This window comes from Streptomyces sp. AC627_RSS907 (assembly GCF_019049165.1).
In genome coordinates this window covers 25,737-40,814 of the sequence record NZ_JAGMUE010000137.1, presented here as the reverse complement: position 1 = coordinate 40,814, position 15,078 = coordinate 25,737, and the positions used below count along the sequence as shown (strand labels likewise).

The 15,078-nt window shown below is 72.4% G+C and carries 15 protein-coding genes and 1 pseudogene; 9 read left to right on the top strand and 7 right to left on the bottom strand.

The window, feature by feature from the left end; all coding sequences use genetic code 11:
* The first annotated feature begins 40 nt into the window (after positions 1 to 40).
* Entirely contained in the window at positions 41 to 439 is a 399-nt protein-coding gene (locus tag KUM32_RS27820; protein ID WP_217144727.1) for an ectoine synthase, read from the top strand.
* A gap of 6 nt (positions 440 to 445) precedes the next feature.
* Positions 446 to 1,342 (top strand): ectoine hydroxylase, encoded by an 897-nt coding sequence (thpD, locus tag KUM32_RS27815; protein ID WP_217144726.1) that lies wholly within the window; start codon positions 446 to 448, stop codon positions 1,340 to 1,342.
* Between the two features lie 282 nt (positions 1,343 to 1,624).
* Here the strand turns inward: thpD and KUM32_RS27810 are convergent, their stop codons facing one another.
* The 3 genes from KUM32_RS27810 to KUM32_RS27800 all read right to left on the bottom strand — a co-directional run bounded on the left by KUM32_RS27810 (position 1,625) and on the right by KUM32_RS27800 (position 4,061).
* Complete coding sequence (locus KUM32_RS27810) at positions 1,625 to 2,710, bottom strand: aminotransferase class V-fold PLP-dependent enzyme (protein WP_217144725.1); 1,086 nt, start codon at positions 2,708 to 2,710, stop codon at positions 1,625 to 1,627.
* A gap of 59 nt (positions 2,711 to 2,769) precedes the next feature.
* Positions 2,770 to 3,483 carry a DsbA family oxidoreductase gene (locus KUM32_RS27805; protein WP_217144724.1) on the bottom strand — a complete coding sequence of 238 codons (714 nt, stop codon included), beginning with the start codon at positions 3,481 to 3,483 and terminating at the stop codon, positions 2,770 to 2,772.
* A gap of 74 nt (positions 3,484 to 3,557) precedes the next feature.
* Positions 3,558 to 4,061, bottom strand: coding sequence for a GNAT family N-acetyltransferase (locus KUM32_RS27800; RefSeq protein WP_217144723.1), 504 nt, complete (start codon positions 4,059 to 4,061; stop codon positions 3,558 to 3,560).
* A 51-nt stretch (positions 4,062 to 4,112) separates the two neighbouring features.
* Here KUM32_RS27800 and KUM32_RS27795 point away from each other — a divergent pair.
* Positions 4,113 to 4,412, top strand: a pseudogene (locus KUM32_RS27795) (response regulator transcription factor); the annotation flags it as partial.
* A 3-nt stretch (positions 4,413 to 4,415) separates the two neighbouring features.
* On the opposite strand, the gene KUM32_RS27790 reads toward KUM32_RS27795, so the two are convergent.
* Positions 4,416 to 5,945 (bottom strand): aldehyde dehydrogenase (NADP(+)), encoded by a 1,530-nt coding sequence (locus tag KUM32_RS27790; RefSeq protein ID WP_217144722.1) that lies wholly within the window; start codon positions 5,943 to 5,945, stop codon positions 4,416 to 4,418.
* Between the two features lie 155 nt (positions 5,946 to 6,100).
* Between KUM32_RS27790 and KUM32_RS27785 the strand changes: the two genes are divergently transcribed.
* From KUM32_RS27785 to KUM32_RS27760, 6 genes are all read left to right on the top strand, one after another.
* The gene (locus KUM32_RS27785; protein WP_217144721.1) at positions 6,101 to 6,874 is read left to right on the top strand and encodes an IclR family transcriptional regulator; all 774 of its coding nucleotides are present in this window, start codon (positions 6,101 to 6,103) and stop codon (positions 6,872 to 6,874) included.
* A gap of 3 nt (positions 6,875 to 6,877) precedes the next feature.
* Positions 6,878 to 7,357, top strand: a complete 480-nt coding sequence (locus KUM32_RS27780; protein ID WP_217144720.1) for a GNAT family N-acetyltransferase — start codon at positions 6,878 to 6,880, stop codon at positions 7,355 to 7,357.
* Between the two features lie 79 nt (positions 7,358 to 7,436).
* Positions 7,437 to 8,891 (top strand): penicillin-binding protein 2, encoded by a 1,455-nt coding sequence (locus KUM32_RS27775; protein ID WP_217144719.1) that lies wholly within the window; start codon positions 7,437 to 7,439, stop codon positions 8,889 to 8,891.
* A 140-nt stretch (positions 8,892 to 9,031) separates the two neighbouring features.
* Positions 9,032 to 9,598 (top strand): SigE family RNA polymerase sigma factor, encoded by a 567-nt coding sequence (locus tag KUM32_RS27770; protein ID WP_217144718.1) that lies wholly within the window; start codon positions 9,032 to 9,034, stop codon positions 9,596 to 9,598.
* Entirely contained in the window at positions 9,595 to 10,455 is an 861-nt protein-coding gene (locus KUM32_RS27765) for a hypothetical protein (protein ID WP_217144717.1), read from the top strand. The genes KUM32_RS27770 and KUM32_RS27765 overlap by 4 nt, the downstream gene beginning before the upstream one ends.
* Before the next feature lie 150 nt (positions 10,456 to 10,605).
* The gene (locus KUM32_RS27760) at positions 10,606 to 11,439 is read left to right on the top strand and encodes a pectate lyase (protein WP_217144716.1); all 834 of its coding nucleotides are present in this window, start codon (positions 10,606 to 10,608) and stop codon (positions 11,437 to 11,439) included.
* A 136-nt stretch (positions 11,440 to 11,575) separates the two neighbouring features.
* Here KUM32_RS27760 and KUM32_RS27755 read toward each other — a convergent pair whose 3' ends face one another.
* The 3 genes from KUM32_RS27755 to KUM32_RS27745 all read right to left on the bottom strand — a co-directional run.
* On the bottom strand, positions 11,576 to 12,685 hold the full coding sequence (locus KUM32_RS27755; RefSeq protein ID WP_217144715.1) for a dienelactone hydrolase family protein: 1,110 nt from the start codon (positions 12,683 to 12,685) through the stop codon (positions 11,576 to 11,578).
* A complete protein-coding gene (locus KUM32_RS27750; protein ID WP_217144714.1) occupies positions 12,672 to 13,796 on the bottom strand; it encodes a pectinesterase family protein in 1,125 nt (374 codons plus the stop codon). The genes KUM32_RS27755 and KUM32_RS27750 overlap by 14 nt, the downstream gene beginning before the upstream one ends.
* An 85-nt stretch (positions 13,797 to 13,881) precedes the next feature.
* Positions 13,882 to 15,078 (bottom strand): polysaccharide lyase family 1 protein (locus KUM32_RS27745; RefSeq protein WP_217144713.1); only part of this gene is annotated, 1,197 nt, incomplete at its 5' end.

Here is a 15,078-nt window from a genome sequence, read left to right as displayed (position 1 = left end):
GACCCTCGCACATCCTTCACCTAGGAGGCATCGCAACACCGTGATCGTCCGTTCGTTCAAGGAGATCGAAGGCACCGACCGGCACGTGAAATCGGCGTCCGGCACGTGGGAGAGCAAGCGCATCGTCCTCGCCAAGGAGAAGGTCGGCTTCTCCGTGCACGAGACGATCCTGTACGCGGGTACGGAGACGTCGATGTGGTACGCCAACCACATCGAGGCCGTCGTCTGCACCAAGGGCGACGCCGAGCTGACCGACCGCGAGACGGGGAAGACGTACCACATCACCCCCGGCACCATGTACCTCCTCGACGGTCATGAGCGGCACACGCTCAAGGTCAAGGAGGACTTCCACTGCATCTGCGTCTTCAACCCGCCCGTGACCGGACGGGAGGACCACGACGAGAACGGCGTCTACCCGCTGCTTACCGAGGAGGTGTGAGTCACCGTGACCACGACCACGAACGTCACCGATCTCTACCCCACCCGCGGCGCCACCGAGGTGGCGACCCCGCGACAGGACCCGGTCGTCTGGGGCTCCCCGGACACGCCCGGTCCGGTCTCGGCCGGTGACCTGCAGGCCCTGGACCGCGACGGCTTCCTCGCCATCGACCAGCTCATCGGGCCGGACGAGGTCGCGGTCTACCAGCGGGAGCTGCAGCGGCTCGTCACCGACCCGGCCGTCCGGGCGGACGAGCGGTCGATCGTGGAGCCGCAGTCCAAGGAGATCCGGTCCGTCTTCGAAGTGCACCGGATCAGCGAGGTCTTCGCGAATCTGGTGCGTGACGAGCGGGTGGTCGGCCGGGCCCGGCAGATCCTCGGTTCGGATGTCTACGTCCACCAGTCCCGGATCAACGTCAAGCCGGGCTTCGGGGCCAGCGGCTTCTACTGGCACTCGGACTTCGAGACCTGGCACGCCGAGGACGGCCTGCCGAACATGCGCACGATCTCGGTCTCGATCGCGCTCACCGAGAACTACGACACCAACGGCGGTCTCATGATCATGCCGGGGTCGCACAAGACGTTCCTCGGGTGCGCGGGGGCCACGCCGAAGGACAACTACAAGAAGTCCCTGCAGATGCAGGACGCGGGGACGCCGTCCGACGAGGCGCTGACCAAGATGGCCTCGGAGTACGGCATCAAGCTGTTCACCGGCAAGGCCGGCTCGGCGACGTGGTTCGACTGCAACTGCATGCACGGGTCGGGCGACAACATCACGCCGTTCCCGCGCAGCAATGTGTTCATCGTGTTCAACAGCGTGGAGAACACGGCGGTCGAGCCGTTCGCGGCCCCGATCCGGCGACCGGAGTTCATCGGGGCGCGGGACTTCACACCGGTGCGATGAGCCGTCCCGGCCGGGGGCCCGGGGGTCGACCCCCGGAGGAACACAGCATCGGGGCGCGGGACTTCACGCCGGTGCGATGAGCCGTCCCGGCCGGGGGCCCGGGGGTCGCCCCCCGGAGGAACACAGCATCGGGGCGCGGGACTTCACACCGGTGCGGTGAGCCGCGTCCGAAGACTCGGGCAGGGGCCTTCTCGTGTGGGACGGGAGGCCCCTGCCCGTATGCCGCGCGGCCCGGCTGTCCCGGCCCGGCCGTGTCAGTCCGGCTGTGTCAGTCCGGCCGCGTCAGTCCGTCAGCACGTCCAGCAGCCGGTCGACGTCCGCCGCGGTGTTGTACGCGTGGAAGGCGGCCCGCAGGTTGCCCGCCCGGTCCGACACCTGGACCCCGGCCCGGCCCAGTTCGTCCTGCCGGTGGCCGAGTCCGGGGACGGAGACGATCGCGGAGCCCGGCGCCGGCACCGGCTCGTGGCCCAGGGAGGCCAGGCCCTCGCGGAACCGGTCGGCGAGGGCCGTGTCGTGGGCGTGCACGGCGTCCACGCCGAGTTCCTCGATCAGGGCCAGGGAGTGCCGGGCGCCCGTGTAGGAGAAGAGGGCGGGGCTCTCGTCGAACCGCCGTGCCGAGTGGGCGAGTTCCTCGACGGGTCCGTAGCAGCTGTCCCACGGTCGCTCGCCCGACGCCCAGCCGGCGAACAGCGGCGTCAGTCCGCCCAGGTCCGCGGGCACGACCAGGAAGGCGACACCGCGCGGGCAGAGCATCCACTTGTAGGCGACGGCGACCACGTAGTCGAACTCGTCCGCGGCCAGCGGCAGCCATCCGCTCGACTGCGAGGCGTCGACCAGCGTCCGTGCCCCGTGCGTCCGGGCGGCGTCCCGCAGCGCCGCGAGGTCGGCGATCCGTCCGTCGGCGGACTGGACGGTGCTGACCGCGACGAGCGCCGTCCGAGGCCCCACCGACTCGGCGATCCGCTCCAGCGGCACGCTGCGCACCTTGAGGTCGCCCCGCGTGTACAGGGGGTTCACCAGGGAACTGAAGTCGGCCTCCGCGGTGAGGACTTCGGCCCCCTCGGGCAGTGCGGCGGCGACGAGTCCACTGAACGTGGCGACCGACGCGCCGGCCGCGACCCGGGTGGCGGGGACACCGACGAGCCGGGCGAAGGCGGAACGGCACGCCTCGACGTCGGCGAACATGTCGGACGGCTGACCGGCCGCCGCGGACGCCGCCGCGTCACGCATCGCGACGAGGGTCCGGGCGGGGAGCAGACCGGTGGCGGCCGTGTTGAGGTACGTGTTCTTCGGGGCGAACTCGGCACGGACGAGGTTCTCGAAGTTCTCCATGGCACCACTGTGCTGCCCCGGGACCTCCCCGTCCATTGCGCATTTCTGCGCGATTTCTCAAAGAAACCCTTATGTATGGGCTCCCGCCAGGCACGTCACTGCCGGGGCACCGCACAGCCGTCCGGGCCGCAGGCCTCCGCCGCCCCGTCCTCGATGAGCTTCAGGGGCGTGCGCTCGCCCCACGCCTGCGTCAGTGCCTGGGCGAAGACCTCGACGGGCTGGGCGCCGGAAACGCCGTAGGTCCGGTCGAGCACGAAGAACGGCACGCCCGTGGCACCGAGCTGCGCGGCCTCGCGCTCGTCGGCGCGTACCTCGTCGGCATAGGCGGTGGGGTCGGCGAGCACCGCGCGGACGGCGTCCGCCTCCAGCCCGGCGCCGACGGCGAGGTCCACGAGCCGTTCGTCGTCGTCGAAGACGGAACGCTCCTCGGCGAAGTTGCCCCGGTAGAGCGCGTCCAGCAGTGCGTCCTGGCGGCCCTGCTCCTTGGCCAGGTGCAGCAGCCGGTGCATGTCGAAGGTGCTGCCGTGGTCGCGGCCCCGGGTGCGGTAGTCCAGCCCCTCGGCGGCGGCCTGCGCGCCGAGGTTGTCCTCACCGGCCTGCGCCTGTGCCTCGCTCATGCCGTACTTCGCGGTGAGCATCGTCAGCACGGGCTGGACGTCGTCCTTGGCCCGTCCCGGGTCCAGCTCGAACGACCGGTGGACCACCTCGACGCCCTCACGGTGCGGGAAGGCAGCCAGCGCCTTCTCGAAGCGGGCCTTTCCCACGTAGCACCAGGGGCAGGCGATGTCGCTCCAGATCTCGACGCGCATGTCTCGGCTCTTCTCCAGGTCGTACGGGTGCGGAGGCCTTCTCCGCCCGTACGTGAACCGTCAACGAGCCGGTCTCATTCCCCCGGCACGTCGAAGCGCAGGAACAGGTGGTGGTCGCCGCGCGCCGGTGGGTGCTCCGGGTCGGGGACCCAGCCCCGGCGCGCGTAGAAGGCCTGGGCGCGCCGGTTGTCGACGTGGACGTCGAGGACGGCCGTCCGCCTGCCGTCGGCCCGCCACTGCTCGACGCAGGCGGCGTGCAGGGCGGTGCCGATGCCGGAGCGCCAGTGCTCGGGGGCGACGTGGAACTGGTACAGCTTGACCGTGCCGTCCGGGGCGTCCTCCGGGGCCCGGAAGGACGCGACGGCGACGACGCTCCCCCGCTCCACGGCGCACAGCACGTGCCCGTCGGTCCGCTCCACGGCGGTGCGCCAGGCGGCGGCCCAGTCGTAGCCGTCGTCGGGGAGCCCGTCCGGGTAGTACGTCGCCCGGGCACGGACGTGCAGGGCGGCCACGGTCTCCACCTCGGCGGGCAGGACGGTGTGGATCACCCGGTCTCCGGTCTCACGTTCGTCCGTCACGCAACGCAGGATAGCGACGTGGACAGCCGAGGCGCGGGACGGCCGGGAGGCGGTGGAGACTGTCTGTCGCCGGCCGCCACCCGGCACGTGGTGGACACCCTCGCCTCCCCCGCCGCGGTGCGCGCCGAGGAGGCCCGCCGGCGCCTGGCGGGCCTCACCGAACGGGAACGCGACGTGCCGGCCCTGCTCGGCGAGGGCCTGTCCAACGCGGACGCCGGTGCCCGGCTGCACATGAGCGAGGCCACGGTGAAGACGTACGTCAGCCGCATCCTGACGAAGCTCGACTGCGGCAACCGGGTCCAGGCGGCGCTCCTGGCCCGGGACGCGGGCCTGGAGCCGAGCGCGGGATGAGCCTCAGCGCTCCAGCCGGCCGTTGAACCGCCGGGGCAGACCCAGCGGGTTGTCGTCCCGCAGCTCCGGCGGCAGCAGCGCTTCCGGCGTCCCCTGGTAGGCGACCGGCCGCAGCCACCGCTCGATGGCCGTCCCGCCCACCGAGGTGGACGTCGACGTCGTCGCCGGGTACGGCCCTCCGTGGTGCTGGGCCGCGGCCACGGCGACACCCGTGGGCCAGCCGTTGACCAGCACCCGCCCGGCGAGCGGCGTCAGTTCCGCCAAGATCTCCGCACCGCGCCCCTCACCCGCCGCCTCCTCGGCGGAGAGCTGCACGGTCGCCGTGAGGTTCCCCGGCAGCCGGGACAGCACACCCCGCACCTCGGCCTCGTCCTCGTAGCGGGCCACCACGGTGACCGGCCCGAAGCACTCCTCCAGGAGCAGGTCGTGCTCGCCCTCGGCGGTCAGCCGCCCGGCCGGCACGGTCAGGAACCCGGGGCTGACGGTGTGTTCGCCGCCCGAGCCCGGCGTCACCGGCGAGTCCACGTCGGGCAGCGCCGCGCGCTCGGCGACACCGGCGACGAAGTTGTCCCGCATGCGGTGGTCGAGGAGCACACCGGCGTCGGTGTCGCCGACCGCGTCCGTGAGGGACTTGACCAGGCCGTCACCGGCGGCACCCGACGGTACGAGGACCAGGCCGGGCTTCACGCAGAACTGGCCGACGCCCAGCGTCATGGAACCGGCCAGCCCCGCGCCGATCGCCTCCGCCCGCTCGGCGGCCGCCGCCTCGGTGACGACGACCGGGTTCAGCGAGCCCAGCTCGCCGTGGAAGGGGATCGGGACCGGACGCGCCGCCGCCGCGTCGAACAGCGCGCGGCCACCGCGGATGGACCCCGTGAAGCCGGCCGCGGCGACCAGCGGGTGCTTGATCAGCTCGATGCCCGCCTCGAAGCCGTGCACCAGGCCGAGGACGCCCTCGGGGATGTCGTGCCGGGCGGCGGCGCGGCGCAGCGCAGCGGCGACCAGCTCGGACAGCGCCGGGTGGTCGGGGTGCGCCTTGACGACGACCGGGCAGCCGGCCGCGAGCGCGCTCGCGGTGTCGCCGCCGGCGACGGAGAAGGCGAAGGGGAAGTTGGAGGCCGAGTAGACGGCGACGACCCCGAGCGGCACCTTGTAGCGGCGCAGGTCCGGGATCGGCGGGGTCGCGGTGTCGTCGGGGTGGTTGATGACGACACCGAGGAACTCGCCCTCATCGACGATGTCGGCGAAGGCGCGCAGCTGGTAGCAGGTGCGCGCGAGCTCGCCGGTGAGCCGGACCGGGCCGAGGGCGGTCTCCGCGTCGGCCGCCTCGACGAGGGCGCTCTCGGCCGCCTTCAGCTCGTCGGCGGCACTGCGCAGGAACGCCGCGCGGACGGCGCGGTCGGCGAGCGCGTCCCGCGCGGCGTGCGCGGCGCCGACGGCGGCGTCCACCTCCTGGGCCGTGGCTTCCACCGCGACCTGCTCGCGCTGCTTCCCGGTACGGGGGTCGACACTCCAGACTGGTGCTGCTGCCACCGCGGGTCCCTCCACGTGCTCTGCATCGGAACGTGTGCTGCATCGGAACGTGCTCTGCATCAGAGTTGTTCGATATACTGAACGCTGTCTCTGATGATGAATATGCTCTGGAGACTATATCTTCAGCTTCTCGTCGAACGAAGGGGTCAAGGGCGATGTCGGCTGGCGAGACGGGGGGCGGAGCGCAGGTCAAGTCCGCCGTGCGGACGGTTGAACTGCTCGAGTACTTCGCCGGACGCCCCGGCATGCACTCCCTCGCGTCGGTCCAGGAGGCCGTCGGTTACCCCAAGTCCAGCCTCTACATGCTGCTGCGCACGCTGGTCGAGCTGGGCTGGGTGGAGACGGACGCGACGGGCACGCGGTACGGCATCGGCGTACGGGCGCTGCTGGTCGGCACGTCGTACATCGACGGCGACGAGGTGGTCGCGGCGGCACGCCCGACGCTGGACCGGCTCTCCGACGACACCACGGAGACCATCCACCTCGCCCGGCTGGACGGCACGAACGTCGTCTACCTCGCCACCCGCCAGTCGCAGCACTACCTGCGGCCCTTCACCCGGGTCGGCCGCCGGCTGCCGGCGCACTCGACCTCGCTGGGCAAGGCGCTGCTGAGCACGTACACCGACGAGCAGGTCCGCAAGATGCTGCCGGAAACGCTCCCCGCGCTGACCGAGCACACCATCACGGACCGGGAGAAGCTCATCGAGGAGCTGCACCAGGTACGGGAGCAGGGCTTCGCCGTGGACCGCGAGGAGAACACGCTGGGGCTGCGCTGTTTCGGCGTGGCGGTCCCCTACCGCACCCCCGCGCGGGACGCGATCAGCTGCTCGGTGCCGGTGGCGCGGCTGACGCCCGCGCACGAGCAGATGGTGAAGGACGCGCTCTTCGACGCGCGGGACCGGCTGACGCTGGCCACGCGTAGGCTCTGAGCCATGCACATCGCACTGCGCGAGGTCCACGACAGCGATCTGCCCGTCTTCTTCCGGCAGATGAACGATCCGGAGTCCCTGCGCATGGCCGCCTTCACCCCCCGGGACCCGGCCGACCGGGACGCCTTCGAGGCCCACTGGAGGAAGATCCGGGCGTCGTCCGACGTCGTGCGGACCATCCTCGGCGACGGTGACGTCATCGGCAGTGCGGCGGTGTACGGGGAGCCGGGCGAGCGCGAGGTGACGTACTGGGTGGACCGGGCGTACTGGGGGCGGGGTGTGGCCACGGCGGCGCTGCGGGCCCTGCTCGCCGAGGTGCCGGACCGCCCGCTGTACGCGCGGGCGGCGGCGGACAACGCCGGGTCGCGGCGCGTGCTGGAGAAGTGCGGGTTCGTGACCAGCGCCCACGCCCGGGGGTTCGCCGCGGCCCGGGGCGAGGAGATCGACGAGGTCGTGCTGCACCTCGCGGGGCCGGTCCGGTGACGCCGGCTTCATGAACGGACGATGAGAAAACGGGGCGCACGGGAACGATTCGCCCGCGCCCGTTCGTCCTGTCAGCGGGATGAACAAGACGATCAGGCGCACATCGGTCTTCGCGCTGCTCCTGGTGCTCGCCCTGCTGGTCAGGGCGAGCTGGGTGCAGTTCTTCGAGGGCCAGGCACTCGCGGACGACAAGGACAACCGGCGCAACGCGATCAGGACGTACGCGGAGCCGCTCGGGAACATCATCGTGGCCGGCCGGTCGGTCACCGGCTCGGCGCCGACGAAGGGCGGCGACCTCGCGTACAAGCGCACCTACGAGAACGGCGAGCTGTACGCGTCGGTGACGGGTTACGCCTCGCAGGCGTACGCGCCGACGCAGCTGGAGGGCATCTACCAGGACCTGCTCAACGGCACCGACCCCCGGCTGAGAACCGTGACGGACACGATCACCGGCAAGCGGGCCGAGCCGGGCAACGTCGTCACGACGATCGACCCGGAGGTGCAGCGGGCCGGGTTCGAGGCGCTGGGCGAGACCAAGGGCGCCGCCGTCGCGATCGACCCGAGGACGGGCAGGATCCTGGCGGTCGTGTCGACGCCGTCGTACGACCCGACGTCCCTCACGGACGCCAACACCGCGGGCGGGGCGTGGAAGAAGCTCACCGGGGACCCGGACAAGCCGCTGACCAACCGCGCGCTGCGCCAGCCGCTGCCGCCGGGCTCGACGTTCAAGCTGGTCGTGGCGGCGGCCGCGCTGGAGGACGGGCTGTACTCGTCGGTGGACGAGAGGACCGACAGTCCGAACCCGTACACGCTGCCGGGCACGGTGACCGTTCTGACCAACGAGAACCCCGGCGCCCCCTGCGAGAACGCCACGATCCGCACCGGGCTGCAGTACTCGTGCAACAACGTCTTCGCGAAGATGGCCGTCGACCTCGGCCAGGAGAAGCTGCGGGCGATGGCGGAGAGGTTCGGCTTCAACGACGCGTCGCAGGACGTGCCGGTGCGTGCCTACACCAGCGTGTACCCGAAGGACATGGACCGGTCGTCGACGGCCCTGACGGGCATCGGTCAGTTCGACGTGACGGCGACCCCGCTCCAGATGGCCATGGTCTCGGCGGCCCTCGCCAACGGCGGCGAGCTGGTCTCGCCGCACATGGTGTCGCAGGTCACCGACAGCGGCGGCGACGTCCTGGAGGACCACACCGACCCGGACTCGAAGCGGATCGTCAGCGCCTCCACCGCGGAGCAACTGCGGTCGGCCATGCAGACCGTCGTCGAGAAGGGCACGGGGTCGAACGCGCAGATCCCCGGCGCGACCGTCGGCGGCAAGACGGGCACGGCCCAGCACGGCGAGAACAACAGCAAGACGCCGTACGCCTGGTTCACCTCGTACGCCCAGTCCGACTCGTCGGACGAGGAGGTCGCCGTGGCGGTCATCATCGAGCAGTCCGACGCGGCCCGCTCCGAGGTCAGCGGCAACGGCCTGGCGGCCCCGGTGGCCAAGGCGATGATGGAGGCGGCGCTCAAGGGCTAGTTTCCCTCGGCGGGTTCGGCCCGTCATGCGGTGTTCGACGCACCGTACGGCCGGTGCGTCGAACGCTGCTACAGTTCCGGGTTCCGGCCCGGCGCACGGCTGTTCGACGTCGGGAAAGCCGCTGCGAGGAGAGTCCGCCCGTGGGCACAGTCGTCGACGACGCCGCCTCCGTGGAGTTCCACGCCTTCTTCGAGCGCCACTACGCCGAACTCGCCCGGCTCGCCCACCTGCTCACGGGCGAGCCGGACGCCGCCGACGACCTCGCGGCGGACGCGCTGCTGGCGCTGTGGCACCGCTGGGACCGGGTGCGGGCCGCCGACCATCCGGTCGCGTACGCCCGCGGTGTCGTCGCCAACCTCGCCCGTACCCGCATCCGCACCGCCGTGCGCGAGCGCAGGCGGGTCGCCCTGTTCTGGTCGCAGCGCGAGGAGAAGACGGAGAACCCGGACGTCGCGGGCGTGGTGGACGTGCGGGAGGCGCTGCGCCGGCTGCCGTTCCGCAAGCGGGCGTGCGTGGTGCTGCGACACGCGTTCGACCTCTCCGAGAAGGACACGGCGCTCGCCCTGGGCGTCTCGGTGGGTACGGTGAAGAGCCAGACGTCGAAGGGAGTGGCCGAGCTGCAGCGGCTGCTCGGCACGCAGGGAGCTCCGAAACAGGTGCACGCGGCGATCGCGCGCAGCGGTGAGGCCGTGGGAAGGAACCGATGACCGGGCAGCGGGACCTGGACGAGGAGCTGCGCGCCCGGCTGCACGAGGCGGCCGGGGCGCACGAGCCCGACCGGGCGCGCATCCTGGCCCGGGTCGAGCGCGGCATGGCCGGGCAGGCACGCCCCGGGCTCCACCGGGCGACGCGTCCGCCGCTGCTGGGCTGGGCCCGGGTGGCCGGTGCGACGGCCGCGGTGGCGGGCGTGCTGGCGATCGGCGGTTACGCGGTCGCGTCCGCCGTGAAGGACGACGCTCCCCCGCAGCGCTCGGTCGCCACCTCGCCGACGCCCACGCCGTCCCCGGAGGGCACCTCCAGCCGGGCGCCCGCCCCGCCGGCCGACCCGTCGCCCAGCACCGCGCCCGGGTCGACGGCCCCGGACGCCCCCGCGTCCTCCTCGCCGCCGTCCTCAACGGCGACCGCGACCGCGACCGCCCGGCCGCCCGCCTCGGCCGTCGAGGACGGCCCCCTGTGGTCGGACGGCTCGGTGGACCCGCACAGCAACGACTTCTGGGCGCAGAGCAACGTCACTCTGAAGACCGGTGAGCCCCTGACCGCGCTCACCGTCGAGCTGAAGGTCGCGCAGACCGGCTCGGTCGCCTCCACCGGCGCCTGGCGGTCGCTGCCCGAGGGCGACTTCACGTTCACGGTGGACGAGCGGGACGGCTTCCTCGTCTACCGGTGGACGCTCAAGCGGGGACGTACGGTCCCGGCGGGCGAGTGGATGTTCGCGGGGCAGTACAACCACGAGCGCGGCGGCCGGGACGCGGGCGGCGACCGCTACACCGCGACGGCCACGGCCCCGTCGTCCGAACGGCTCTCGGTGAAGGGCGACTTCGCGCCCCGCGACGACGACCAGTGACGGCGGCCCGTGACGACGGGGCGTGACGACGGCCCGTGACGACGGGGCCCGACAACGGGCGTGAAAAAGATCCGAAGGCACGGCAACCCTTTCCGCACCCGTGGCGACCAGGAAGCGCAAAGATCCTCTCCCCACGCAAGGAACATGGGCATGACTGCACGAGCCGAACAGCGCGTCCGCCACCGCCGCCGGGTCACCAAGCGGCGGGCGGTGATCGCGGGCACCGCCGCCCTCGGGCTCACGGGTGCGGCGATCGTCACCACGACGATGCTGTCCACCGCGGGTGCCGCGTCGTCCTGGCCCAAGGACACCGGCAGCAAGCCCGTCTCGTCGACGATCCCGGTCAAGGGCACCTACGACGGCGGGATGAAGAAGTTCTACGGCACCGGCGCCCTGGGCGGTGACAGCCAGGACGAGGGACAGGACCCGGTCTTCGAGCTGGCGGACGGCGCCACGCTGAAGAACGTCATCATCGGCACCCCTGCCGCCGACGGCGTCCACTGCAAGGGCTCCTGCACGCTGCAGAACGTGTGGTGGCTGGACGTCGGCGAGGACGCCGCCAGCTTCAAGGGCACGTCGGCCTCGGCGGTGTACACGGTGCGGGGCGGCGGCGCGAGGAACGCCGACGACAAGGTGCTCCAGTTCAACGGCGCGGGCAAGCTCGTCGTCTCGAAGTTCCAGGTCGAGAACTTCGGCAAGCTGGTGCGCTCGTGCGGCAACTGCAAGAAGCAGTACAAGCGCACCATCGTCATCAACGACGTGGACATCACCGCGCCCGGCAAGTCGCTCGTCGGCGTCAACGAGAACTACGGCGACACGGCCTCCCTGCGCAACGTCCGTATCCACGGCGACGGCAAGAAGAAGATCGAGACCTGCGTCCGCTTCCAGGGCAACAACACCGGCAAGGAGCCCAAGAAGCTCTCCCCGGTCGGCCCGTACGGCAAGACGTGCGACTTCACCAGCTCGGACATCCGCTACGAGTGACCACCGAGCACCCCTGATCCGCCGGCCCGCCCCCCAGGCCGGTGCGCCGTCCGAGCCCGCTCGGGCGGCCCCTCGGGCACCCCCGCCGGTGACGACCGGCGGGGGTGCCCCCCGTTGACGTGCCGGGTCGCGCCGGTCAGGCCGGTGCGGCGGTGACCGACGCCAGCCACGCGAAGGCCTCGTCCTGCATGCGCCGCGGAAAGGCGTGCCCGACGCCCGGCCAGGTCTCGGCGCGCAGCCGGTCGGCGGCACCGCGGGACCGCCAGACGGCACGCAGCCTGGCGTGGGCGGCGCGGACGCCCTCGGCGGTGAACAGCGGGTCCTGTTCGCCGCCGAGGAACAGCATCGGCTTCGGCGCGGCGATGCTCGCCACGTCGGGGAGGTCGAGGTGCCGGGCGAGCCCCGGGTGAAGCATGTGGAACGCCGACTGCCCGCGCAGGGTGTTGTTGCCGGGCACCAGCATCCCCTTCAGGCCGGTCATCCAGCACACGCTCACCGCGGCGGCGACGTCGTCGCTCAGGGCGGCGGTCTGCCAGGCGCGGTAGCCGCCCATGGAGAAGCCGACGGCCGCGACCCGCCGGGCGTCCACGCGGTCGAGGCCGGCCAGGAAGCCGGCGGCGCGCTGGTCCTCGCGGGCCAGGAGCCCGGCCAGCGAGCTGCCGAGGTGGAAGAGGTTGCTCGCGAGGGCCTGTTGCCGTTCGTAGGTGAGCGGGTCGCGGTCGCCCCAGCCCAGGGCGTCCAGACAGAGCACCACGTACCCGCTCCGGGCCAGTTCGTCGCCGAGGAACCGCCCGTCGAAGTGCCGGCCGGCCCACTCCTCGGCGGCGGCGAGCCGGGTGTCGTCGTACCAGGGCCGGACCAGCTTCTCCTTGCCGATGTCGAACCGGGAGCCGTGGTCGTGCAGGAGCAGGACGCCCGGGAAGGGCCCGGTGCCGTGCGGGGTGAGAAGGGCGCCGCGGACCCGTCCATAGCGGGTGAGGGAAAGGGTGACCAGCTCGCGCGTGTACCCGTCGCCGTCCGAACGCGCGGTGGACTCCGGGGCGTACGGCGTGTCGTCCTGCCGGTCGACGAAGAGGTGCTCCTCGACCTTGGCGCGGGCCGCCCGCCGCCACGCCCCGAAGTCCCGCACCGGCGACGTGCCCCAGGCGAGCGGGAAGGTCAGCTCCTCCTTGAGCGCCGCGTGGAAGCCGGGCAGGGCGCCGGGGGGACCACCGGGCGGAGCACCGGTGAGGTCACCGCCGGGCATACGGCCGCCAGTCGCCGAGGTAGGCCTCCCGGGTGTGCGACGCGGCCTCGGCGCGGGTGAGCCGGGGACGGTTCTCCGGGACGGTGATCGCGGCGCCGGGACCGGTGTTGCGGTACTCCCGGAAGCGCTGCTCCTGCCAGGGGTGCGCGTCCCGCATGGTGGCGTAGGGCGCGACCGCGTCGATGCCCGCGCCGAGGTGGGTCTCGCGCACGGTGAGCATCGGGCGGGCGGTGGTGTCGGAGCTGGGCACCCAGGGGCGGGCCAGCTTGTAGTGGCCGTCGGGGGCCTCGCTGCTGACGCGGCCGCGCGTCACCAGGTAGCCGCGCGGGTTGGCGCCCGCCGTGGACGGCGCGAACACGAAGCCGTAGGGGGCGCCCGCCAGGTCGGTACGGGTGAGGGTGCGGAAGTGGCACTGTTCGTACACGGCCGTCGCCCGGCCGAAGACGAAGTCGACGTCACCCTCGACGTAGCAGTGCGCGTAGTACTGGCGGGCGAAGAGGCCGAGGTCACGGGTGTCGGCGTAGAGGGTGTCCTGGTGGCCGAGGAAGCGGCAGTGGTGGAAGGCGGTGCGATCGCCCATGGCCTTGAGGGCGACGGCCTGGGTGCCGGTGACGCCGGGGTGGTCGGCGCGCAGCCAGTCGTTGGCGAAGGTGATCCAGCGGGCGGTGAAGCCGTCGGCCCGCACGGTGGTGGTGGCCGAGCCGCTGGTGCCGTAGGTGCCGGAGCCGTCCGGCTTGGGGGTGCCGGCCGCGTTGTCGTGGACGATGACCACGTCACGCGGGTCCTGCGAGGCGCCGATCCAGGTCGCCCCGGTGCGGTCGGCGTCCACGAGGACCGTCTCGCGGTAGGTGCCGGGGGCGAGGACCAGCGTCCAGCCGCTGCCCGCGGCGGCGGTCACGGCGGCCTGTACGGAGGTGAAGTCGCCGCGGCCGTGCGGGTCGACGTACAGGGTCCTCGGGGTGTGGCGGGCGGCCGGTGAGCCGTACCGGCCGAAGGGGCGCGGGCGCGGCCGGGCGCCGGCGGTGGCGGGGCCGGCCGCGAGGCCGAGGGCGGCGCCCGCGCCGGCGGTCGCCAGGAGGAAGCCTCTGCGGGACGGGGCGGGTCGGTGCATGCGGTTTCTCCTCGAGGTGCGTGCCGGGTGCGGGGCCGGAGGGCCGGGGCGGTGCGGACGCCCCGGCCCGGTTCGTGGACGGGCGTCAGCGCAGGCGGCCGGCGCCCGCACCGTGGTCGACGACGGCGGGGACCACCCGGGCCGGCAGGACCGAGGTGCGCAGGGTGGGCGTCCAGCCCGCGCCCGACTGGAGGGTCTCGCCCGGGATCTCGGCGTTGTGCACGGCGAGCAGATCGACGGCGCGGCCGTTGACCCGGTTGTGCGCCGCGGTGACCGGCGCCTCGCTCCACTTCTTCAGGACCTTCGCGGGGCTCACGCCGTCCGGCAGGGTGAAGGCGTTGTGCTCGGCGACGAGCTGGGACTCCTTGCCGACGCCGAAGCTGTAGGCGTAGTCCTCGCCGGCCACGAAGTGGTTGTTGTAGACGTCGACCTGGCCGAAGCGGACGCGGGGCGCGCGTTCGACGAGGTTCTTGAACAGGTTGTGGTGGAAGGTCACCTTGAGGTGTCCGCGGTCGCCGACGGCGGTGGACTCGCCGTCGCTGTTGCCGATCAGGATCGTCTTGTCGTGCTCGGTGAAGACGTTCCAGGACGCGGTGACGTGGTCGGCGCCGCGCACGACGTCGAGCTGGCCGTCGTGCTGCTGGTACAGCATGCCGAAGTACGTGGGCGCCGCGCTGTCGGGATGCTCACCGTCGGTGAAGGTGTTGTGGTCCAGCCAGACATGGGTGGAGCCGTGGACGACGGCGCTGTCGTACTCGGAGTTCCAGTTGCCCTTGCCTCCGTCGGTGGGGTCCCACTGCGGGAAGCAGTCCACGGGGCTCTCGAGGGTCAGGTTGCGGACGATGACGTTGTCGACGCCCTTGATCTGCAGGCTGGCGCCCTTGAGTCCGGCGTTCCGCCCGACGCCGATGATCGTGGTGTTGGCGGGGACGTTCGCCTTGATGGTCTGGTCCTGCCGGGCGGCGGAGGCGCGGCGCAGGCCCTCGGGGCTGTCGTCGGGCTCGTCGCTCAGGTCGGTCTCCAGGCCCCAGTTCTCGGGGGAGTACTTCTCCAGGTAGGCGCCGAAGTCGTAGCCGGGTGCGGCGAAGGCCTCGCAGCCCTCGGCGACGGCGTCGACGGTGCCCTTCACCTTGATGATCCTGGGTGCGGTGCCCTCCACGGCGAGGGCGGCCCTGAACTCGGCCCAGGTGGTGACGGTGTACACGTGCTCCGCGTCGGCCGCGGCCCCGCCGGTGGTGCCGGTGCCGTGGGACGCCCAGCCGTCCTTCGCCGGCAGCGTCTG

Coding starts and splice junctions, on each gene's coding strand:
- KUM32_RS27775 (WP_217144719.1), top strand. CDS start 7,437: ATGAACAAGACGATCAGGCGCACATCGGTCTTCGCGCTGCTCCTGGTG.
- KUM32_RS27765 (WP_217144717.1), top strand. CDS start 9,595: ATGACCGGGCAGCGGGACCTGGACGAGGAGCTGCGCGCCCGGCTGCAC.
- KUM32_RS27810 (WP_217144725.1), bottom strand. CDS start 2,710: ATGGACGGGGAGGTCCCGGGGCAGCACAGTGGTGCCATGGAGAACTTC.
- KUM32_RS27780 (WP_217144720.1), top strand. CDS start 6,878: ATGCACATCGCACTGCGCGAGGTCCACGACAGCGATCTGCCCGTCTTC.
- KUM32_RS27760 (WP_217144716.1), top strand. CDS start 10,606: ATGACTGCACGAGCCGAACAGCGCGTCCGCCACCGCCGCCGGGTCACC.
- KUM32_RS27785 (WP_217144721.1), top strand. CDS start 6,101: ATGTCGGCTGGCGAGACGGGGGGCGGAGCGCAGGTCAAGTCCGCCGTG.
- KUM32_RS27750 (WP_217144714.1), bottom strand. CDS start 13,796: ATGCACCGACCCGCCCCGTCCCGCAGAGGCTTCCTCCTGGCGACCGCC.
- KUM32_RS27755 (WP_217144715.1), bottom strand. CDS start 12,685: ATGCCCGGCGGTGACCTCACCGGTGCTCCGCCCGGTGGTCCCCCCGGC.
- KUM32_RS27805 (WP_217144724.1), bottom strand. CDS start 3,483: ATGCGCGTCGAGATCTGGAGCGACATCGCCTGCCCCTGGTGCTACGTG.